The sequence below is a fragment of the Phenylobacterium sp. genome, assembly GCF_036495085.1.
Taxonomy (GTDB): domain Bacteria; phylum Pseudomonadota; class Alphaproteobacteria; order Caulobacterales; family Caulobacteraceae; genus Phenylobacterium.
The window spans coordinates 30223-51378 of the sequence record NZ_DASXNL010000012.1 but is presented as its reverse complement, the minus strand read 5'-3'; the positions used below and the strand labels follow the sequence as shown (position 1 = coordinate 51378).

Here is a 21156-nt window from a genome sequence, read left to right as displayed (position 1 = left end):
GGCCAGGCGCCTCGGTAAGGAGAACGACAGTGGCGGTGACCCTCCATGGCATTCGCAATTGCGACACGATGAAGAAGGCGTGGAGCTGGCTGGACCAGCACGGCGTCGCCTACGGGTTCCACGACTACAAGAAGGAGGGCGTGTCACGCGCGATGCTTGAGGGCTGGGCGCGGGAAGTTGGTTGGGAAGTCCTGCTCAATCGCGCCGGCACGACCTTCAAGAAATTGCCTGACGCCGAGAAACAGTGCCTCGATCAGGCTAAGGCCACCGACCTGATGCTGGCTCAGCCTTCGATGATCAAGCGGCCCGTGCTCGAGGTTGGCGGCAAGCTGATCGTCGGTTTCAAGCCGGAACTTTACGCCGCCAACTTCGTTTGAGGCGGAAATCAATAGCCTTGGGGATCGCATCTTCAGCAATCAGCTAGATTTCAAGCTTAGCTGGAGCGTGAAGCTGCGGTACGATACCCACGTATAGTCTCGCTTCCGGCCTATGCGGTCCTATTGTTATGGCGCGGTTATAGTAAAGTTCAAATTCGGAAAAGCTGTTTGACTCAATAATACATGAAGTCATAGGGTAATTCGGACACCAAGAGCGTATCTCGCGTACCCAGGGTCGATGAGGGCGACGGCGATTGGATTGCGCCGCTTGTACCCCCGTTGAGATTGAGCAGACCACGAAAGGGCGAGGCCTATGCGTGTCTGGCGTTTTGTGTTCCCGGGGATGATGGCGGCCGCGGTCGTCGGCTTGTCGAACTCAGCCTCCGCCGCGTCGCCCTTCTTTTTCAGCACCGGCAATCCGGACGGCAGGATCGCGACGGCGTCTGGCGGACCCGGCGAACCGGAAACCGGCGACGACTTCGTGCTCGCCAACAATACCCGGCTGATCGGAGGCTCGTTCACCGGCATCCTCACCGGGACGGCCGTACCGCTGAGCGAAATCACGAACATCAGCGTCGAGTTTTACCGAGTGTTCCCGCTTGACTCGACCGTGCCCCCATCGGGAGCCGTGCCCGCGCGGGCGAACTCACCTGCCGATGTCGCCTTCTCGGAATTCAGCACCGCGGCCCACACCCTGACCGCCTCTATAAGCATTCCGGCGACGTCGTTTACGGTAGCGAACACCGTCGTCACCGGCATCCACCCGCTGCCGGGTGTGTTCACCGGCGGGGAGGGGCCGGGGACTGGCGAAGAGGTGCAGTTCAGCTTCTCGTTCAGTGTTCCCCAGGACCTGCTTGCCGGGCAATATTTCTTCGTCCCGCAGGTGGAATTGTCAGATCCAGTCGATAACTTCCTTTGGCTTTCGGCCCCTAAGCCGATCGTTGCGCCTGGAACGCCATTCAACGCCGATCTTCAGACCTGGATCCGCAATGAAGCGCTGCAGCCCAACTGGCTGCGGGTCGGAACCGACATCACTCACCAGGGCCCGTTCAACGCCGCCTTCTCGCTGATCGGTACGGTGCCCGAGCCGAGCAGCTGGGCGATGTTGATCATGGGCTTCGGCGCGATGGGCGCGGTCCTGCGCCGGCGTCGGGGGGCGGGCCAGGTCGCCTAAGCCATCCGCCGTCGTCGGCGAATTGCAGGCGCCTTGGCGGGCCTCCAAAACCAGGCCTCCTTCGGAGAGGCAATGACCAGCATGACTCGGTTGAGTGTGTAGGCCGGCCGGGATTTCGTCGCACGGCAGGCCATTTGGGTCGCCTCTTCCGCCGGATGTCGCATGTGCTTGCGGCCGGGGCGGCCTTCAAAAGATCCGGCACGGCGTGGATGCGGGCGGCGCTCGACCCGAAGCGGCGCGCGGTGGGCCTGCGCAAGGGCGAAGGCGGCCCGATCCGTCGACCGGCCGATCCCGGCCAGGTCGCCGCGACGTACGTCTTCGCCCGCTACGTCGTCGATCGGGAGCGTGGATAGGGGGACAGCCGGGGACTAGGCTTCTCGCCTGCATCCGATCGCAAGGTCCGCGGCGACTAGGGGCAAGGCGGAACTCGTGGCATCCGCCCGCTAAGGGTTCAGGGAGCTTGTGCTCATGGAAGACATCTTCCGCAGCTACTGGTGGCTGCTCTTTCCGATCGGCGCCTTCGTCTTCGGGGCCTGGGACAGATGGCTGGCCTACAGGCGCAGCCGCGATCATCTTGACCTGCTGAAGTCCTATGCCGCGCAGGGCAAGGAGCCGCCGCCGGAACTGATCAGGGGGGTGGCCGACGACATGCCGGGCGAGGCCCCAGGCGGTTATTACCCGGGCTATGGCAACTATTGGATGAGCCCGCGCCACATGCGCCGCGCCTACCGGCACTACTACCGCTGGGGCCCCTATTGGCAGTGGCGCAGCGTGTTCGTGACGGGCGCGATCGCCGCCGGCTTCTGGTGGGCTTCTGAGTGGTCTGACTGGCCAGGGACGTACGGCCCCTTCCGAATGGTGGCGATCATCCTGACCATCGTCGCACTCGGCAACCTGATCTTCGCCGTCCTTTCATCGTCCAGCCATCGGGACAGATGAGCCCGGCGAGCCTCGATGAAGCATTGGTCGCCGCCGCTCAGGGCGGATCGAGCGAAGCTTTTTCGCGGCTCGTGGAGCGGCACCAGCAGGCGTTGCGCGCGTTCCTGCGCCGCGCCTGCGGCAACTGGGCGACCGCCGACGACCTGGCGCAGGAGACATTCCTGGCGGCCTGGTCGCGGATCGGCAGGTTGAGGTCCGGCGCCAGCGTGCGGGCCTGGCTATGCGGCATCGGCTACAACAAACATCTGAGCGCGATGCGCGCCTCGGGCCGCGAACGAGCGCGCGGCGCGCGCTACGAAGAGGACCGGGCCGTGGTGTCGGATGCCGCGCCCGAGGACCGTCTCAGCCTGGAAGCGGCGATGGCCGATCTCCCGACGGAACAACGGGCGTGCGTCGCGCTTTGCCTGGCGGCGGACTTCAGCCACGCTGAGGCTGCCGAGGCGCTCGACATGCCCCTGGGCACGGTGAAAAGTCATGTATCGCGGGGGCGCGCGCGGCTCTTGCAGGCGTTGGGAGTGTGCGATGACGCAAGCTGATGACCATTTGAAGGGTCTCTTCGCCGCGGACGAACCGCCGGCCCGCGATCCGGTGTTCTCGACAGCGGTGATGGAGAAGGTCATGCGCCGCCGCTTCCAGGAGGACGTGGCGCTGCTCTCGGCGGCAAGCCTCGTTGGCGGCGGCGCGCTCTGGGCGCTCTGGCCAGGTCTGCAGCCGGCGCTGGTGGCGCTTTCCCAGGGCCTGGCGCCCGCGCTTGGTGCTCTGGGCGTGGCGGCTTGCGCAGCGATGATCCTCGGCGGCCGCGCCCGTTCGGCGCTGGGTCTGGAATCATGACCAAGATTTCACGCTGGAGGTTGCATCTGACGGCGGTGTCCTAGGCCTCTTTCCCATCAGACGGGCTGGAACGGTCCGACGACGATCGAGAACGGAGAATACCGGTGGACTTTATATGGATCTTGGTGCCGCTCAGCCCCTTCATGCTGGTGGCTGCGCTGGTGCTGGTGCCGGCGTACCTGCGCAGCAAGGAGCGGCAGAAGCTCCAGGAAACCCTCCGGCTTGCGATTGAAAAGGGTCAGCCGCTGCCGACGGAAGTGGTCGACGCCATGTCGAGCAATGTTCGCACGATGCGCATGCCGCCATCGCCGGGCCGCGACCTGCGGATCGGTATCATCTGGATGGGCGTGGCCATCGGGCTCGCCGCCTTCGGCATCGCGCTTGGCTTCGAGGAACCCGACGCGGTGTTCCCGCTCGTGGCCTGCGCAGCCTTCCCGGGTTTCATCGGCCTGGCCTTCATCGTGCTCGGCCTCATCAATCGGACCAAGGCCTGAGACTGACAAAGGCCGGGGAAACCGCCCATGCCGGGCTCAGATCATTCAAGGTTCGCCAGTCTGCACGACGTGGAGCTTTGCAGCCTCGCGGCGACAGGTGAACGCAGCGCCTTCGGGGAGCTTGTGCGCCGTCATGGATCGGCCGTCCGGGGCGTCCTACGCCGCATGGGCGCGCAGGGCGCGGAAGCTGACGATACGGCCCAAGACGCCTTCCTCGCCGCTTTCGAACGGATCGCGGAGTTTCGCGGGGAGGGCACCTTCGCGGGCTGGGTGAAAAAGATCGCGGCCAGGCTTTATCTTCGCCGGCTGCAACGCGAGCGTCGGCTGGGCGCGATGACGGCCGAGGCCGCGGAGGACGAGGCTCCGCGCCGCGGCGACGCTGATGCGGTCATTGATCTGGAGGGGGCTTTGCAGGCCATAGCCCCGGCGGAGCGGCTCTGCGTGACAATGTGCTTTGGCGCAGGCCTTTCTCACAGTGAAGCGGCGGAGGCCTTGAACCTGCCGCTTGGAACGGTCAAATCCCATGTCAAACGTGGTCTGGATAAACTCAGGACGCGACTGGCGCCGGACGACGGCGCTGTTCTTGAAGGGAGGCGCGGCAATGGTTGATCTCGAGTTCGAGCGCCGCCTGGAGCGCCTCTTCTCCGAGGCTCCGGAGCTTCCAGATGCAGGGGCTTTCGCCGAGCGTGTGGAGCGTCGACTGGATGCCGGCTGGACGGCAAGGCGCTGGTTGATCGGGGCCGCCGGCGTTGTCGGTGGGGTGATCGGTGCAAGCCAGCTGATGTTGTCCAATGTCTTCCAGCGCGTGGAGACCGCCGGAGACTCCGCTCGCCTGCTGTCGACCAGCATCAATCACATCTCGACAGGGACCGATTGGATGGCGGCGGTCTCGAGCGCTGGTGTCGTCGTTTGGGTGGCCGCGGCGATGGCTGTCGTCATGATGGGCTTCGTGCTGACCCGGGTGATCGGCGAGATCTGAGGCCTATTTTGCCACACCTGGCGGGGGCGTCGCCAGGCGGGAGGATCGGTTGCGGCGCGCGACGGCGCGCTATAGGTTCCCCGCCTCTGAAGCGCGGCGCTTGAATTCTGTCCGGAGTCCCCGATTGACCGATCTGTTTGAAGAGGTCGAGGAGCAGCTTCGCTCTGACCGATACCGGACGCTTGCGCGCCGGGCCTGGCCGTGGGTGCTCGCCCTGGCGGCCGCTGCGCTGGCTATCGCGCTCGGCGTGTGGGCCTGGCAGCAATACCAACAGCAGATCACCGACAAGGCCTCGGAACAGTACGCCGCCGCGCTGAGCGCGCAGGCGCAAGGCGACAGCGCCGCGGCGGAGAAGTTGTGGGGTGAGACCGCCAAGTCTGGGTCCAAGGCCTATAAGTCGCTGGCGCTGATGCAACTCGGCGGACTGAAGATCGCCAGCTCCAAACCAGAGGACGTCAAGGCCGCGGTCGCGCTCTTCGACCAGGCCGCCGCCGCCTCGCCCGACGATCTGCTGGGCGACGCCGCACGCCTCAAATCTGCCTTCGCGATCCTCGACACCGCTCCCTTCTCGGAAGTGGAGGGGCGTTTGTCGCCGCTAATGAAAGACGGCCATCCCTATCGGGTGCAGGCGCGCGAGGCGCTGGCGTTCGCTAAGCTGATGAAGGGCGACACCGCAGGCGCCCGCGGCGACTTCGTGGTGATCTCCCAATCCCTGGACGCACCTGACACCGCTCGCCAGCGGGCCAAGGCGGCGGTCGACCTGATCGACACCGGCTCGGCCAAGGCCGTGCCCGCCGCAGTGAAGGCGGCGCTCAGCCTGCCTCCGCCGATGATCGTCGCGCCTGGTGGCGTGCCCATGGGCCTTGCGCCCCAGAGCCAAATGCAGGCGCCTGCCCCGCAATGACATCCAGCCGCACGACTGTACTCGCCGTCCTTTTGGTCGCCGCGCTTGGCGCGAGCGGCTGTTCGACGATCGATCGGTTCAACCCGTTCAAAGGCAACAGCCCGAAGGAGGTCGCCTCCGAGGGCGAACGCATCTCCATTCTCGCCTCTGACCAGAAACTGGAGCCGGCCGAGGCGTTGAAGGGCGTGGACTTCGCCCTGCCGCCGCCGTCGGAGATGAAGGACTGGCCGTTGCCAGGGGGCACCGCCGAGCAGTCGACGGGCAACATCAACGCTTCGCCGAACCTCACCATCGCCTGGCGACGTAGCATCGGCATGGCCTCGAAAGCGGGCGAGCTGATCACTGCGCCGCCGGTCGCCGCGGGCGACAGGGTGTTCACGATGGACGCCATGGCCACGGTGACGGCCCATGACGCGCGGACAGGCGCCGAGGTCTGGCGCGTGAACATGCGCCCGACCGACAACAAGCGCGACCGCGAGGGCTTTGGCGGCGGCTTGGCCTATGCCGGCGGCAAGCTTTACATGACCTCAGGCTTCAGGCTGGTTGCGCAGATCGACGCCGCCACCGGCCATGTCGGCTGGCGCGCCCGTACCGAACAGCCGATCCATGGCGCGCCGACCGTTTACGGCGGCCGGGTGATGGCGGTTGCGCTGGACAACACCCTGCTGACGTTTGACGCCGCCACCGGCGCGCCCGGCTGGACCTATCAGGCGCTGTCGGAATCGGCGCGCATCCTGTCGTCTTCGAGCCCGGCGGTGTCTGGTGACACAGTCGTGGCCTCCTTCGGCTCCGGCGAACTGGTGGCGCTGCGCGCCGCAAACGGCAACGACCTCTGGAACGAGGCGCTTTCCCGCGCCAGCCGAACGAGCGCGCTCTCCGAGATTCGCGACATCGCTGGTCGGCCGGTGATCTACCAGGGCGACGTCTTCGCGGTCAGCCACTCCGGCGTGTTCGCGGCGACCGACCTGCGCACCGGCCAGGCTCGCTGGAGTCTGCCCGTTGTGGGCATCACCTCACCGCTGCCGATCGGCGACGTGGTGTATGTCACCTCGGTCGATGGCCATTTGATCTGTGTCGCTCGTGAAAGCGGTCAGATCTATTGGATGCACGACCTGAACACGGGGTACGTCGTTAAGCGCAAGGGCGGCTTCTGGGGCATTGGCGGGAAGAAGGTGACCAAGCCTATCTGGTCGGGTCCTATCCTGGTGGACAACCGCCTGATCGTGGTCAGCTCGACCGGTCAGTTGCTCGCGCTCAACGCAAAGACCGGAGAGGTCGAACACAAGATGGATCTTGGCGCTCCCGCCCTGATCGGCCCCATCGAGGCCGATAACACCATCTTTGTGGTCCTGGACAACGCCCAGCTGATCGCACTCCGCTGAGCTTTGGGCCTATGCTGACGCCATGGCGCTGAAACTCGCGATCGTCGGGCGTCCCAACGTCGGCAAGTCCACGCTGTTCAATCGGCTGGCCGGGCGCAAGCTCGCCATCGTCGACGACCAGCCGGGCGTGACCCGCGACCGCCGTTTCGGCACCGGCCGAATCGGCGACCTCGACCTTGAGCTGATCGACACCGCGGGCTTCGAGGACCTCACAGACGAGAGCCTCGAGGCTCGGATGCGCGCCCAGACCGAGCTTGCCATCGACGAGGCCGACGTCGCCCTCTTCGTCATCGACAGCCGCGACGGCGTGACGCCCATCGACGAGATCTTTGCCGAGATCCTGCGCCGGCGAGACATGCCTGTCGTGCTGGCCGCCAACAAGGCCGAGGGCAAGGCCGGCGATCAGGGCATACTGGAAGCCTTTGGCCTGGGGCTGGGGGAACCGGTTCCGATCTCCGCCGAGCATGGGGAGGGCATGGCCGACCTCTATGCGGCGCTGATCTCCGTCGCCCCCGATCAGAGCGATCATGCCGAACACGACGGCGACAAGTCGGTGAAGATCGCGATCGTCGGACGGCCGAATGCGGGCAAATCAACGCTGGTCAACAAGCTGATCGGCGAGGATCGCATGCTGACCGGCCCGGAGGCCGGCATCACCCGCGACGCGATCCCCGTGGACTGGACCTGGGACGATCGGGCCGTGCGCCTGGTCGACACCGCAGGCCTTCGGCGCAAGGCCAAGGTCCAGGAGAAGCTGGAAAAGCTCTCCACCCATGATTCCATCCGGGCCATCACCTTCGCAGAGATCGTGATCGTGGTGATGGACGCCACTCACCCCTTCGAGATTCAGGACTTGCAGATCGCCGACCTGGTCGAGCGCGAGGGCCGGGGCCTGGTCTTCGTGCTGGCCAAATGGGACCTGGTGGAGGATCCGCAGGCCCGGCTTGCGGAGATCATCGATGAGGCCCAGCGCCAGTTGCCGCAAGTGCGCGGCGCCCCGATCATCGCACTGTCGGCCGAAACCGGGCGCGGCCTCGAGAAGCTGATGCCGGCGGTCTTCAAGACCCATGGCGACTGGTCGACCAAGGTCAAGACCCGCGACCTCAACGACTGGCTGAAGATGGCCACTGAGCGCCATCCGCCGCCGGCAGTGAACGGCCGCCGGATCAAGCCTAAGTACATGGCCCAGACTAAGTCGCGTCCGCCGACGTTCGTCCTGTTCGCGAGCCGCGCCGACCAGCTTCCGGAGAGTTACCGGCGCTATCTGATCAACTCGATCCGCGAGAGTTTCGACCTCCCGGGCGTGCCGATCAGGGTGACGGTGAAGTCGAACAAGAACCCCTACGCCGAGGGCGAGGAGAAGGCCGGCCAGGGCTCGCCCAGCGCCCCGTTCGGCCTGCCGACGACCGGGCTCAAGGCAAAGACCAGGATCGCGGCGGCCACCCGGGCCAAGGCGGGCGCTGCGGGCAAGCCCAAGCCGTTCGGCAAGCCCAAGGGTCCGAAATCGGCCAAGGCCGGCGCCCCGCGCGGTCGGGCGGCGAAGCTCGCCCGACCTGGGGTCAAACCGAAACGAGCGTCCCGTCCGCCTTCCAGCGGGCGAAGACCACGCTAGAGGTGGGTTGGCCGAGGTCGGCCTGCGCCAGTTCGACGATCAGCGGTCCGATCTCCGCCGGGTCGGTGACGGTCGCGGGATCCTCACCGGGCATGGCCTCGGCCCGCATCTTGGTGCGCATGGTGTTCGGGTCGAGCAGGACGGCCCGGATCCTCGTCTGCTCAAGCTCATCGGCCCACGTGCGAACCATGTGTTCCATCCCGGCCTTGGTGACCCCGTAGGGACCCCAGAAGGCCTTCGGGCGCGCGACGCGGCCGGAGGTGAGGAAGATCGCCCGAGCGGCGTCGGAAGCGCGCAGCAATGGCTCCGTGGTGCGGATCAGGCGGTAGGTCGCGGTCAGGTTCACGGCCACGACCCGATCCCAATGCTTCGGCTCGATATGGCTCACCGGCGTCATCGGGCCGAGGGTGGCGGCGGCGTGGACCAGGACATCCAGGCGGCCGAACCGCTGGTGCAGCGCAAGGCCCAGTTGGTCGAGGGCGTCACCGTCGGCGATGTCGAGTGGGACGAGGGTCGCGGGTTGGCCGGTGGCGGCGCGGATCTCATCGTCGAGCTCAGTCAGCCCGCCTTCGGTGCGAGCGACGGCTACGACATGTGCGCCGGCCCTCGCCAGGGCGAGCGCAGAGGCCCGGCCGATTCCGCGGCTCGCGCCGGTGACGAGGGCGATCTTGCCGGACAGGGATTGGGCGGAGGGAGGATTCGAAGTCGACATGGGGCCGCTTCCTAGCCGCTCACGGGTTCCAAGTCTGCCCGCTTTGCGTAGTGCTGGGCGATCACTGCACAGGCCATCAGCTGGATCTGGTGGAACAGCATCAGCGGCAGCAGCACCAGGCCGGCGGTGGCGGCGGGGAATAGGACGCCCGCCATCGGTACGCCGCTCGCCAGGCTCTTCTTCGAGCCGCAGAACAGGATGGCGATCTCGTCAGGCTTGGCGAACCCCAGGGCGCGCGCGGTGAAGAAGGTTGCCGTGAGGACCGCGCCCAGCAGCACGACGCAGAGCACAAGCAGACGCGCAAGGTCCAGCGCGCCGATCCGCGACCAGACTCCGCCGACAACCGCGCCGGAGAAGGCGGTGTATACGACCAGCAGGATCGATCCGCGGTCGACGACCTGCACCAGTTTTGCATGGGCCGACACCCAGCGGCCGATCCAACGCCGCAGGACCTGACCCGCCAGGAAGGGCGCAAGCAACTGGAGCACGATTGTCCAGGCCGAGTTGGCCGAGATCGCGCCGTTGGCGTGCATCAGCGCCCCTACCAGGACCGGAGTCAGCACAATGCCCAACAAGTTCGAGGCCGACGCAGCTGCGACGGCGGCCGCGACGTTGCCCCTGGCGATAACAGTGAAGCCGATGGAGGACTGAATGGTCGAGGGCAAGCAGCCCAGGAAGACAATGCCGCCGGCCAGCGCTGGAGGGGTGATCCATGCAGGCAGGGCGGCCAGGCCCAGACAGAGCACGGGGAAGAGCGCGAAGGTCATGGCCAGCACCAGCAGATGCAGCCGCCAGTGGGTCAGCCCTCGGATCACCGCCTCGCGTGACAGCCGCGCTCCGTGAAGGAAGAAGACCAGGCCGATGGCGACCTTGGTGGCCCAGCCGAACCAGATCCCCACCTCGCCTCGGGCCGGCAGGAACGAGGCGACGACCACCATGGCGATGATCAGCAGGAGGTATTTGTCGACCTTCAGGCGGCCCAGGAGCCCGCCGGAAGCCTTTGGCTTCACGCGTCGACCAGAAACGACAGCTGGCGCTCGGAGGCCTCATTGCGGCCCTCGGCGATCTCCCGGTCCAGGAGGCGCGTCGGATAATCGCCCGTGAAGTAGTGGTCGGTGAATTGCGGGCAGGCGGGGTCGCGAGGTGCGGCGTCCATCGCCCAATAGAGGCCTTCGACCGACAGGTAGCCCATCGAATCCACATCGAGGATCTTGGCGATCTCCTCGACAGAGTGGTTGGCGGCGAGCAGCTTTTCGCGATCCGGCATGTCGATTCCGTAGAAGTCCGGCCACTTGATCGGCGGCGAAGCCGAGCGCAGGTGCACCTCCGCGGCCCCGGCTTCACGCACCATGCGCACCACCCGCACGGAGTTTGTGCCGCGTACAATGGAGTCGTCGATCAGCATGACCCGCTTGCCGGCGAGCACCGAGCGGTTGGGCGAAAGCTTCATGCGAACGCTGCTTTCGCGTGTCGCCTGGGTCGGCTGGATGAAGGTGCGCCCCACATAGTGATTGCGGATGATCCCCATTTCGAAGGGGAGGCCGGCCTCCTGGGCGAAGCCAAGCGCGGCGGGCACACCGGAGTCCGGCACCGGGACCACCACATCGGCCTCGACGCCGCTTTCCTGCGCCAGGCGTTGGCCCATGCGTTTGCGCACGTCATAGACCGAGCGGCCGTTCACCACGGAATCCGGCCGCGCGAAGTAGACGTATTCGAAGATGCAGGGGCGGGCTTGCTTGGCCGGGAACGGCTTCACGCTCTGAACGCCTCCGGCATCGATCACGACCATCTCGCCGTGTTCGATATCGCGTACGAACTTCGCCCCGATGATGTCGAGGGCGCAGGTCTCTGAGGCCAGGATCGGCTTTCCATCGAGATCGCCCAGCACCAGGGGCCGGATGCCCAGTGGGTCGCGCACGCCGATCAGTTTCTTGTTCGTCAGGGCCACCAGCGCATAGCCGCCCTCGATCTGAGACAAGGCGTCGATAAAGCGGTCGACGAAGCGGATCTTCCGCGACCGTGCGATCAGATGAAGGATCACCTCGGAATCCGAGGTCGACTGGAAGATCACGCCGTTGGCGACCAGCTGATCGCGCAGTGTCAGGAAGTTCGTCAGGTTGCCGTTGTGCGCGAGGGCCACGCCGCCGGCTTCCATGTCGGCGAACATCGGCTGCACATTGCGGATGAACGACCCACCGGCGGTGGAATACCGTGTATGGCCGATGGCGAAGCGGCCCGGCAGGCGCTCGGTCAGGTCGACGCCGCCGAAAGCTTCGCCCACGTGGCCCATGTGCCGTTCGGTATGGAAGCGCTGGCCATCGAAGCAGGCGATGCCGCAGGCTTCCTGGCCGCGATGCTGCAGTGCGTGGAGCCCGATGGCCGTAAGACCTGCGGCCTCGGCCGTGTCGAAGACGCCGAACACCCCGCATTCCAGCCGAGGGGAATCGTCGAGCGGGTCCCGTTGGGGAGGTGACCACTCGTGAGTGCTCATCGGGACTTCTCCACCAGGTCTTCGATCTCGTCGCGTTGGCGCGCGTCGTAGCCTTCTGACTTCAATCTGTCATCAAGAGCATCGCGCGTGCTGCTGTGCATGGCCCGGTCGAAGGCCGGCTTGATGCGCAAGGCGACATCGAGCCCCCGCGGCGCCACGGCGCTCAACAATCGGCCCATGTTCTGGGCCAACGGCCATGTGGTCGCGCCCACAATCCAATGCGGTCGCAGGTCGGTCGGCGTGGCGGCGTTGAACATCAGGTTGAGCGCGCCCAGTACGATAAGGCCCCGAGCGAGGCCGATCGCCAGTCCCACGCTGCGATCCAGCGCGCCAAGGAACTGGGTTTCCTGGATACGGCGCGCAATGGCCGCGCCAATCAGTCGCAGCACCAGGTAGGCTAATATGAACACCCCAACCAGCGCCACGACGCCGCCAAGCCAGTCTGGATGGAAGAGCCGGCGCGCCAGGGGCGCGGTCATCGGTACGCAGTAGATCGCCAGAACGGCGGCGGCGACAAGCGCGACCACGGAAGCGATCTCCAGCACCGCGCCGCGGAAGAAGCCGATCGCGGCGGAGATCGCCAGCATGACCAGGATCAGGACATCGAACTGGGTCATGGCTGATCCCAGCCTGCCTCGCCGATGCGACGGACGGCGTCTGCGAGCCGCCCTGCGCCGATCACCGCCATGGCGCCGCCGTCGAGATCGGCGGGAGCAAGCGCGCGGCGGAAGCCCAGCTTGGCGGCCTCCTTCAGACGGGATTCCATACGGCTCACCGATCGGACCTCGCCCGAGAGGCTGATCTCACCGAATACCACACAGTCCTGCGGCAGAGCCTGATCCAGGGCCGAGGAGGCCAGGGCGGCGGCGGCTGCAAGGTCGGCCGCTGGCTCGGTGATCCGAAGGCCGCCGGCCACGTTGAGATAGACGTCACGGTCGCCGAACGAAAGGCCGCAGCGCGCCTCGAGCACTGCCAGCACCATGGCCAGGCGCCCTGAATCCCAGCCGACGACTGCCCGGCGCGGGGTGCCGTAGGCCGACGGCGCAACCAACGCCTGGAACTCGACAAGCACCGGGCGCGAGCCCTCGATGCCCGCAAAAACCGCCGCGCCGGCCGCCCGCTCGCCCGAGGTGTTGAGGAACAGAGCCGATGGATTCTTCACCTCGGCCAAGCCCGCATCGCCCATCTCGAAGACGCCGATCTCGTCCGTGGCGCCGAACCGGTTCTTGGCGCCGCGCAGGATGCGGAATGGATAGCCGCGCTCGCCCTCGAACGAGAGCACCGCATCGACCATGTGCTCGATGACCCTGGGCCCGGCTATCGTGCCCTCCTTGGTGACATGGCCCACCAGGACGATGGCGACGCCGCGCTTCTTGGCGAGCCGGACGAGTTCGCCCGCCGCGGCGCGGACCTGCGTGACCGATCCCGGGCCCGCTTCGTGGGCGTCGCTCCACATCGTCTGGATGGAGTCGATCACCACAAGATCGAAGGCGTCGCGTTTCAACGCGTCGACGATCTCGCGCAGAGAGGTTTCGGCGGCGAGTTTCACCGGTGCGTCTGCGAGGCCCATCCGCTGGGCCCTCGAGCGCACCTGCTCGACGGCCTCCTCTCCGGAAATGTAGGCGCAGGCGGCCCCGCGTCGCGCGGCCTCAGCGGCCACTTGCAAGAGCAGCGTTGACTTGCCGACGCCCGGGTCGCCGCCCAGCAGGATGGCGGAGCCAGGGACAACCCCGCCGCCGCAGACGCGATCGAACTCCTCGACGCCGGTCTGAATCCGGAGAGGAGCGGGGGTCTCATCCTCCAGCCCCTCGAAGGCGAGGCCGCGACCGCGGCTGACCTTGGAAGGCGCGAGCGCGCCCGGCGGACGGCTCTGCAGCTCCTCGACCAGGGTGTTCCATGCGCCGCAAGCCGGGCATTGGCCCGCCCACTTGGTTTGGACAGCTCCACAGGACTGGCAGGCGTATACGGCGCCGTCGCGGGCCATTCGTCAGATGAGCTCCTGATTCGGGGTGTGACGCAGTCTAGCCGACCGAGGCCGGGGTCGTCTGTGCAGCCGCTTGCCGCGCCTCCGGCTTGAGGTAGGCTGGCATAACGGCGGATTCAAACGGGGGAACAGCGATGAGCGTTGTGGAACCGGGTTCGGCTGGATCGAGCCTACTTGGGCGGGTCAAGGGAATCCTTTTGCGTCCCGAGGCGACGTGGGACCTCATCGACCCCGAGCCGGCGACGATCGGCGGGCTCTATCGAAGCTACGTCGCGCCCCTGGCCGCGATACCCGCGGTTTGCACCCTCGTCGGCATGCTGAGGTTTGGGATCGGGGGTATTTTCGGCCTGTCGTTCCGGCTCTCGCCGGTCTGGCTGATCGTACAGGCGATCACCAGCTACGCGCTGAGCTTGGCCATGGTTTATGTCTTGGCGCTCATCGTCGAAGCCCTGGCTCCAACGTTTGGCGGGACTAAGGACCGGGTGCAGGCCTTCAAGGTCTGCTGCTACGCGATGACCGCCTCATGGGTGTTCGGCGTATTCGGCCTGGCGCCTACACTTGGCGTCGTGGGGCTGCTCGGGGCGCTCTACAGCCTCTACCTGCTCTATCTTGGCCTTCCGAAGCTGATGCGGGTTCCGCAGGAACGAGCGACGCCCTATTTCGCCGTCGTGCTGGTCGTGGGCCTCGTGGCTGGGATCGTTATCTCATCGATCGCCGGGCGCATTGCCTCGATCGGCGGTCCGCTGCACCTAAGTGACGTGACTGGAAGCACGAGCCTAAGCGTGCCTGGCGTGAGCCTCGAGCTGAGCGAATTGCAGAAAGCTTCGAAGCGGGCCGACGTCGCGGCTTAGCCGCTGCAATCGGCAAAGCGGCCCCGGCGAGCGAGCCCGAGGATTTGAAGGCTTAGCTGCGACAACGTCGCCGGCTATGCCCGCAACCGGGTCAGCGCCAGGAGTGACGGGTAGTCGCCATGCAGAGCTCGAAGGCCAAAGGGACCGACCCCAAGGAAGGCCGGCTTCGGCCTTGCGGCAGCCGTCCGTCCGACGAGGGCCGTTCCGAAGGTTCCTTCCTGGTGGTGGGGATCGGACCTTCGTCGCCCTGCTCCAGTACGAGCTTCAGGGACGGTCTGACGCACCGTGTCCGGTGCGAACCATCACGTGGAGCCACTCTCCTGGGTTTCACGCGCTACCTGCGCCACGCTCCATCTTTTAGACGGCCTTAGCGCCTCGGGACCCCCGGTGCGAAGGTAACCAAATCGACACAAACAATTCTACAATAACGTCATTATTTCAATAAGCTGGGAAAATTCAAGGAGAACAACGGAGCCGCATTCACCTTCAAGATTGCAGAACTGCAAAATTCAGGCTTTCGAAGCTGAGCAGATGCGCGCAGATTTCGATCCGTCATCCGTGAGATTCACCGCCTCCCACAAGGGCGGGGCTCCGGATACGGGAGGAAGAAATGAATCGCAGCCACCTCTGCGCCGGCTCGGCGCTGACCTTCGTCATGGCCGTGGGCTCATCCCAAGCCTTCGCAGCCGCCGCAGCCCCCGCGGCGACCGGCCCGGCTAATGTCAGCGAAGTCGTCGTCACAGGCTCTCTGATCAGCGGCACGCCGAAGACCGCCGCGCTGCCGGTCGACGTGGTGACTCAAGACATGCTGAAGAAACAGGGCGCGCCGACCGTAATCGAAGTCATCAAGCAACTTCCGGAATCCTCCGGGGTGATCGGCGAGTCGAACCAGTTCGTCGCCGGCGGACGCGGTCAGGGCCAGTACGGCACCTCCACCGTGAACCTGCGGGGCCTCGGGCCGGAACGGACGTTGACGCTGTTTAATGGGCACCGCCTACCGCTCGCGTTCGCGATCGCGCCGGACCCCAACATGCTGCCGCTCGCCGCCATCGGCCGGGTGGAAGTTCTAAAGGACGGTGCGGCCGCCACCTACGGATCGGACGCCATCGGCGGGGTGGTGAACTTCATCACCAGGAGGTCCTTCGAGGGCCTGGAGATTGGAGGCGACTATCGCTGGATCGACGGATCCAAGGGCAACGACTACACGGCCAATCTCACGTGGGGGAAGGTCGGGGACAACTGGGACGTGCTAGTCTCGGGCGGCTATCAGCACCGCTCGGAGCTGCCGGTGCTGGGGAAGGACTGGGCCCACAAGATCTATGATCTGAACCCTGAGGGCGGCTGGACCGGCGGCGGTAATCCCGAAGCGTTCACGCCGTCGACGGCGACGGGCATTCCAATCGCCGGCGGACGTGTCGACCTCGGCTGCGCGGCGCTTGGCGGCCAGCTCACGACCAAGAATGCGAACGCCGCGCCCCTGCTGCCCTGGACGAGCTGCCGCGGGCAGTACTCGATCTGGGACAACCTCGAGGAGGAGGAGAACCGCTACCAGGCCTTCGCCCAGTTCAACTGGAAGTTCGCCGAGCACCACGAACTCCATCTCGACGCTGCGTACGGCTACACTGACTTGCCGTTCTTCAAGTCGTCGCCCTCGTATGTGACAACGCGGCCGGTGCCCCTTGCCGTCATGCCCGCGGGCTTTGCCACCATACCCGCGCTGACCGTCGGGGGACCGCCGGTTTCCTCGCTGGCCTATTTCGTGCCGGTGACCAACCCGGGATTCGCCGCCTACATCGCCGCCAACCCGGGACAGTTCCCGGCCGGCGCGGCCGGCGCGCTTATGACCATCGGGACCTTCCGCCCATACCTCACCGGCGGCAACCCGCTCTACAACTACGAGCACGGGGTCGGCGGGCCCTACTGGCACGACCAGATTCTGTTCGACGCCGGTGTGAAGGGCGATGTCACCTCGAACACCACCTACGACGTCAACTTCAGCTACGGCCGCTACAAGTCATACGGCGAAGGGCGCGACAGCCTGACCGACCGGCTGGAGCTCGCCCTGCGCGGCCTCGGCGGTCCCAACTGCAATTTCAAGACGGGCACGCCGGGCGTCGGCGGCTGCCAGTACCTCAATCCGTTCTCCAACGGCATCCCCGGGGCGCCGAACCGCGGGCTGACCAATCCTGGCTTCGTGTCCTCGCTCGCGAACACCGCCGCGCTCGCCGACTGGATCATGCCCATTCAGTCGGCCACGACGAATTTCCAGGAGTACGAGTTCAATGCCGTACTGTCGGGCAAGATCCCCTGGTGGACGCTGCCCGGCGGCGACATCAAATGGGCCGCCGGCTTCCAGTGGCGGCACAACAGCTACGTCACCAACTACAGCCAGTTCGGCAACGAGATCATCTCGCCCTGCTCGAACTCGGTCCCGCCGGTCGGGACCAATGACTGCATCTTCCCGTCAAACCCCAACCCGGCGGTCACCACAGGCACCGGCCCGAACGTGTTCGGTCCCGTTTCGATTCCCGTGGACATCAGCCAGGACATCTACGCCGGCTTCGGCGAACTCAACGTGCCGATCACCAGCGCTCTCAACCTCGAGCTGGCCGGCCGATACGAAGACTACGGCAGCAACGGGGGCGACACTTTCAATCCCCAGGCCCGCCTGCGGTGGCAGGCGAACGAATGGCTGGCCTTCCGCGGCTCTGTCGGAACCACATTCCGGGCGCCGCCGCAGGGCTCGCTGATCCCCAATCCGACCACCAATCTGCAGCAGGTGTTGGGGACCTTCATACCGGTTTCCACCATCGGCAATCCAAAGCTCGAGCCGGAGACGGCGCTCGTCTACAGCGTCGGCTCCATCGTCCAGAATGGCGGTCTTCGCGCGACGATCGACTACTGGAACTACGACTTCAAGAAGGTGCTCACCTCAGAGCCGCTCACGCCGGTGATCAACGCCGTCTTCCCGAATGGGGCGAGCGGCGCGAACAACTGCAACAACCCGGCGCTTGCCGGCTTCATCGCCGCGCACCTCGTCTTCAACGGGCCGTGCGGACCCGGCGTCGTCGCCGTGAATCTGCAGGCGATCAATGGGCCGGACGTGAAGACCGACGGACTCGACTTCGACCTCACCTACGACTGGACCGAGGTCTTCGGTGGGGATCTGATCGCCAGCGCCCTCTTTACCCACGTCAACAAGTACCAGGTCGGGGCCTTGCAGATCGGCACGGTGACGATCCCGGCGTTCCAGGCGGCCGGCTTTTTCAACTCCGGCCAGATCGCCTATCCGATCCCGCGGTGGAAAGGGACATTCGCGCTCAACTACGCGCACGGGCCGTTCAACGTGCACTATCAGCTCCGCTACATCGATCATTATGTCGACCAGCGCACGGCGCTATTCACCTTCAATCCGATCTATGTGACGCCGACGAACCCCTCGGGGATCGTCACGGCCGGGCAGAAGATCAAGGCGCAGATTCTGCATGATGTGACGCTGCTGTGGGATGCGCCGTACGGCACGAAGGTTACGCTCGGGATCAACAACGTCTTCGACAAGGCTCCGCCCTTCGCCCGGACTGACATCAACTATGATGCGCTGACGGGTGATCCGCTCGGCCGCACGGTCAAGTTGGGTCTGGAGAAGACGTTCTGAGTCGGGGATGTTTCCAGGGCGAGTTGGGAGGGCGTCGCGGCTTCGGCCACGGCGCCTGCCCCGCTGTGGCGGGCCACCGTCGGCCCTGACCCTCTGCCCGGAAGCGGCCCCAAGCTGGCGCTGGCTTAATGAGCGCACGCGACCTAGGCTTCGCCGACGTAAATCCTTTCGGCGCGCCGGCTAAGGCGAACCAAGACCTCGTGGGCCACCGTGTCGGCGGCGGTGGCGAGGTTGTCCAACTGGGCGTTTGACCCCAGGAGCTCGACAGGCGCCCCGATCATCGCGGAGGCGTCGCCGATCTCGATCACCAGGAGATCCATGTTGACGACAAGGAGGTTGCGCGCCGCGCCGGCGAACCACGCCTGTCCCCCGGATCTCGCAGCCCGGATCACGCCATCGGAGTAGCCTGCGGCGACGACGGCCACGCGGGTGGGCGCCTCCACTCGCACGCTTTCGCCGTAGCCCACCACGTCGCCGGGCTTCAGGTTTCGGATGTCGAGGATCGGGGCGGAGAGGGTGGCGACCGCCCGCAGGCGGTCGTCTGGCCGGGCGAGCGGGCCGCCGCCGAACAGGCTGATGCCGGGCCGGACCAGATCGAAGCGGTAGTCTTCGCCGAGGAATATGCCGGCCGACGCCGCCAAGCTTGCCTGGGCTTGGGGAAACAGTGAGCGGATTTCAAGAAACTCTGATAACTGCCGGGAATTGCGGGGATTTTCTGGTTCTGCGGCCGAGCCCAGGTGACTTATCACCAAGCCAACATCCAATCCCTGCAGGCGGTTGTCGGACAGGACCACGGCGCGTGCTTCGTCCGGCGTCAGTCCTTGGCGGCTCATCCCGGTATCGATGTTGAGCGCGACAGGCCACGGCCGGCGAGTCCGCGCGGCATGTGTCCCCGCCGCGGAGATCTGCGAGAGGTTGCACAAAACCGGCGTGAGGCCGGCGGCGTCCATGCGCTCTTCAGCGCCGTCGACCAGACCATCCAGGACATAGATCCTGGCCCCCTGCTGGGGCGACAACGCCGAGCGCAGCGCCTCGCCCTCCGTCAGCCGCGCCACGAAGAAACTCCGTGCGCCTTCGGCCCAAAGCCGCCGCGCGAGAGGTCCGACGCCCAGGCCATAGCCGTCGGATTTCAGGACCGGGGCGACCTGCGCGCCGGCCGCTTGCTTGCAAAGCACGGCGTAATTGTGCGCGAGCGCGTCCAGGTCGATCGTCAGCCGTGCGACGGCGGGCTCCGCCATCGTCAGTGCGGGTCGTAGCGGTTGGCGTCGCGGGCGAGGTTGCCGAACTTGGTCAGGTCCTCGTTGTAGGAGAGCTTAACGTTGCCGATCGGGCCGTGGCGCTGCTTGCCGATGATGATTTCGGCCAGGCCTCGGACCTGGTCCATGCTCTCCTGCCACTTGAAGTGCTCTTCGGTCCCTTCGCGTGGCTCGAGGCGGCTGAGGTAGTAAGCCTCGCGATAGATGAACATCACCATGTCGGCGTCCTGCTCGATAGAGCCGGATTCCCGCAGGTCGGAGAGCTGGGGCTTCTTGTCCTCGCGGTTCTCGACCTGACGCGAGAGCTGAGCCAGGGCCACGACGGGGATCGAGAGCTCCTTGGCGAGCGCCTTGAGGCTCTGGGTGATCATGCTGACTTCCTGCACCCGGTTGTCGTTACGGCTGCCTTCGCCGCCCGTGATCAGCTGCAGGTAGTCGACGATCAGTAGGTCGAGCCCGACCATCCGCTTCAGGCGCCGGGCCCGGGCGGCGAGCTTGGCCATGCTGATGCCGCCGGTGGCGTCGATGTAGAGGGGCGCCTCCTGGATCTCGAGCGCCGCGTCACGCACCCGGCCGAACTCCGAAGCGTCTATCTCGCCCTTGCGCAGCCGGTCGCCGGAAACGCCGGAAGCCTCCGCCAGCAGTCGCATGGCGAGCTGCTCAGCGGCCATTTCCAGTGAGAAAAAGGCCACGACCCCGCCGCGTACCGTCTTCTTCGAGCCGTCGGGTTGCGGCTCCCAGGCGTAGTTGCGCGCGACGTCGAAGGCGATGTTGCAGGCGAGCGACGACTTTCCCATCGAAGGCCGCGCGGCGAGGATGACCAGGTCGGAGGGGTGCAGCCCGCCGATCTTGGAGTCGAGGTCGATAAGTCCGGTCGAGACGCCGGCCAGCCCCCCGTCGCGGCTGTGCGCTTCGGCGGCCATGGTCACTGCGCCATGCAGCGCATCGGCGAAGGTCACGAAGCCTTGCGAGACACCGCCGGTTTCGGCCAGGGCGAAGAGCTGCTGCTCGGCCCGTTCGATCTGGTCACGGGCGGAGAGATCAGGATCGCCCTGGGTGGCGGCCGCAGCGATATCACCGCCGATGCGGATCAGGTCGCGGCGCAGCGCCAGATCGTAGATGGCGCGGGCATAGTCCGGCGCATTGGCCGCCGGCGGGGCGCGGTCTACGAGATCGGCGAGATAGCGCACTCCGCCCAGTTCCTCGAAGCCGATGTCGCGAGAGAACTGCTCGGCCATCAAGATCGGTTCGGCGAGCTGGCCCTTGCGGATGTGGCCCTCGATCGCGGTGAACAGGCGCTCATGGAACGGCTCGAAAAAATGGCGCGCTTGGAGGTAGTCGCCGATGCGTTCGAACGCGGCGTTATCATAGAGCAGCGCACCGAGCAGAGCCTGCTCCGCCTCCACATTGGCGGGCGCATGCGAGATGGCCGGGTCGTTGGAGGATGTGCGCAGATCGAGAGCGGGAACGAGGGCCATGGGCTATCGTTAGCCCAATGCTACGTCTGCCATCAGT

21 protein-coding genes are annotated in these 21156 nt (G+C 66.0%); 14 read left to right on the top strand and 7 right to left on the bottom strand.

Going from position 1 to position 21156, the window contains the following annotated elements; all coding sequences use genetic code 11:
- Positions 1 to 29 precede the first annotated feature (29 nt).
- The 12 genes from VGI62_RS02065 (at position 30) to der (ending at position 8692) form a co-directional block, all read left to right on the top strand.
- Entirely contained in the window at positions 30 to 377 is a 348-nt protein-coding gene (locus tag VGI62_RS02065; RefSeq protein WP_331502727.1) for an ArsC family reductase, read from the top strand.
- 313 nt (positions 378 to 690) lie between these two features.
- Complete coding sequence (locus tag VGI62_RS02060) at positions 691 to 1551, top strand: PEPxxWA-CTERM sorting domain-containing protein (RefSeq protein ID WP_331502726.1); 861 nt, start codon at positions 691 to 693, stop codon at positions 1549 to 1551.
- A 134-nt stretch (positions 1552 to 1685) separates the two neighbouring features.
- Positions 1686 to 1904, top strand: a complete 219-nt coding sequence (locus VGI62_RS02055) for a hypothetical protein (RefSeq protein ID WP_331502725.1) — start codon at positions 1686 to 1688, stop codon at positions 1902 to 1904.
- 115 nt (positions 1905 to 2019) lie between these two features.
- A complete protein-coding gene (locus VGI62_RS02050) occupies positions 2020 to 2490 on the top strand; it encodes a hypothetical protein (RefSeq protein ID WP_331502724.1) in 471 nt (156 codons plus the stop codon).
- Positions 2487 to 3026 carry an RNA polymerase sigma factor gene (locus tag VGI62_RS02045; RefSeq protein WP_331502723.1) on the top strand — a complete coding sequence of 180 codons (540 nt, stop codon included), beginning with the start codon at positions 2487 to 2489 and terminating at the stop codon, positions 3024 to 3026. The genes VGI62_RS02050 and VGI62_RS02045 overlap by 4 nt, the downstream gene beginning before the upstream one ends.
- Positions 3013 to 3321, top strand: a complete 309-nt coding sequence (locus VGI62_RS02040; RefSeq protein WP_331502722.1) for a hypothetical protein — start codon at positions 3013 to 3015, stop codon at positions 3319 to 3321. The genes VGI62_RS02045 and VGI62_RS02040 overlap by 14 nt, the downstream gene beginning before the upstream one ends.
- Positions 3322 to 3446: 125 nt before the next feature.
- Positions 3447 to 3815 (top strand): DUF6249 domain-containing protein, encoded by a 369-nt coding sequence (locus tag VGI62_RS02035; RefSeq protein WP_331502735.1) that lies wholly within the window; start codon positions 3447 to 3449, stop codon positions 3813 to 3815.
- Positions 3816 to 3842: 27 nt separating this feature from the next.
- A complete protein-coding gene (locus tag VGI62_RS02030; RefSeq protein WP_331502721.1) occupies positions 3843 to 4424 on the top strand; it encodes an RNA polymerase sigma factor in 582 nt (193 codons plus the stop codon).
- Complete coding sequence (locus tag VGI62_RS02025; protein WP_331502720.1) at positions 4417 to 4794, top strand: hypothetical protein; 378 nt, start codon at positions 4417 to 4419, stop codon at positions 4792 to 4794. Before VGI62_RS02030 ends, VGI62_RS02025 begins: the two co-directional genes overlap by 8 nt.
- A 124-nt stretch (positions 4795 to 4918) precedes the next feature.
- Positions 4919 to 5698, top strand: coding sequence for a tetratricopeptide repeat protein (locus VGI62_RS02020; protein ID WP_331502719.1), 780 nt, complete (start codon positions 4919 to 4921; stop codon positions 5696 to 5698).
- The gene (locus VGI62_RS02015) at positions 5695 to 7080 is read left to right on the top strand and encodes a PQQ-like beta-propeller repeat protein (RefSeq protein WP_331502718.1); all 1386 of its coding nucleotides are present in this window, start codon (positions 5695 to 5697) and stop codon (positions 7078 to 7080) included. Before VGI62_RS02020 ends, VGI62_RS02015 begins: the two co-directional genes overlap by 4 nt.
- A gap of 22 nt (positions 7081 to 7102) precedes the next feature.
- The gene (der, locus tag VGI62_RS02010) at positions 7103 to 8692 is read left to right on the top strand and encodes a ribosome biogenesis GTPase Der (protein ID WP_331502717.1); all 1590 of its coding nucleotides are present in this window, start codon (positions 7103 to 7105) and stop codon (positions 8690 to 8692) included.
- Here the strand turns inward: der and VGI62_RS02005 are convergent.
- From VGI62_RS02005 to radA, 5 genes are read right to left on the bottom strand one after another with little or no spacing between them, the layout of a single operon-like run.
- A complete protein-coding gene (locus VGI62_RS02005) occupies positions 8640 to 9404 on the bottom strand; it encodes an SDR family NAD(P)-dependent oxidoreductase (protein ID WP_331502716.1) in 765 nt (254 codons plus the stop codon). The two genes, der and VGI62_RS02005, sit on opposite strands and share 53 nt — an antisense overlap.
- Positions 9405 to 9415: 11 nt before the next feature.
- Positions 9416 to 10414, bottom strand: a complete 999-nt coding sequence (locus tag VGI62_RS02000) for a bile acid:sodium symporter family protein (RefSeq protein WP_331502715.1) — start codon at positions 10412 to 10414, stop codon at positions 9416 to 9418.
- The gene (gene purF / locus VGI62_RS01995; RefSeq protein ID WP_331502714.1) at positions 10411 to 11895 is read right to left on the bottom strand and encodes an amidophosphoribosyltransferase; all 1485 of its coding nucleotides are present in this window, start codon (positions 11893 to 11895) and stop codon (positions 10411 to 10413) included. The genes VGI62_RS02000 and purF overlap by 4 nt, the downstream gene beginning before the upstream one ends.
- Positions 11892 to 12512, bottom strand: a complete 621-nt coding sequence (locus VGI62_RS01990) for a CvpA family protein (RefSeq protein ID WP_331502713.1) — start codon at positions 12510 to 12512, stop codon at positions 11892 to 11894. The genes purF and VGI62_RS01990 overlap by 4 nt, the downstream gene beginning before the upstream one ends.
- Positions 12509 to 13879: a DNA repair protein RadA gene (radA, locus tag VGI62_RS01985; RefSeq protein WP_331502712.1), complete on the bottom strand. Its 1371-nt coding sequence runs from the start codon at positions 13877 to 13879 to the stop codon at positions 12509 to 12511. The genes VGI62_RS01990 and radA overlap by 4 nt, the downstream gene beginning before the upstream one ends.
- 134 nt (positions 13880 to 14013) lie before the next feature.
- Between radA and VGI62_RS01980 the strand changes: the two genes are divergently transcribed.
- A complete protein-coding gene (locus VGI62_RS01980; protein ID WP_331502711.1) occupies positions 14014 to 14730 on the top strand; it encodes a Yip1 family protein in 717 nt (238 codons plus the stop codon).
- Between the two features lie 610 nt (positions 14731 to 15340).
- The gene (locus tag VGI62_RS01975; RefSeq protein ID WP_331502710.1) at positions 15341 to 18385 is read left to right on the top strand and encodes a TonB-dependent receptor domain-containing protein; all 3045 of its coding nucleotides are present in this window, start codon (positions 15341 to 15343) and stop codon (positions 18383 to 18385) included.
- 143 nt (positions 18386 to 18528) lie between these two features.
- On the opposite strand, the gene alr is transcribed toward VGI62_RS01975, so the two are convergent.
- Both alr and VGI62_RS01965 read right to left on the bottom strand, forming a co-directional pair.
- The gene (alr, locus tag VGI62_RS01970; RefSeq protein WP_331502709.1) at positions 18529 to 19623 is read right to left on the bottom strand and encodes an alanine racemase; all 1095 of its coding nucleotides are present in this window, start codon (positions 19621 to 19623) and stop codon (positions 18529 to 18531) included.
- A 2-nt stretch (positions 19624 to 19625) separates the two neighbouring features.
- A complete protein-coding gene (locus VGI62_RS01965; protein WP_331502708.1) occupies positions 19626 to 21119 on the bottom strand; it encodes a replicative DNA helicase in 1494 nt (497 codons plus the stop codon).
- Positions 21120 to 21156: the final 37 nt, after the last annotated feature.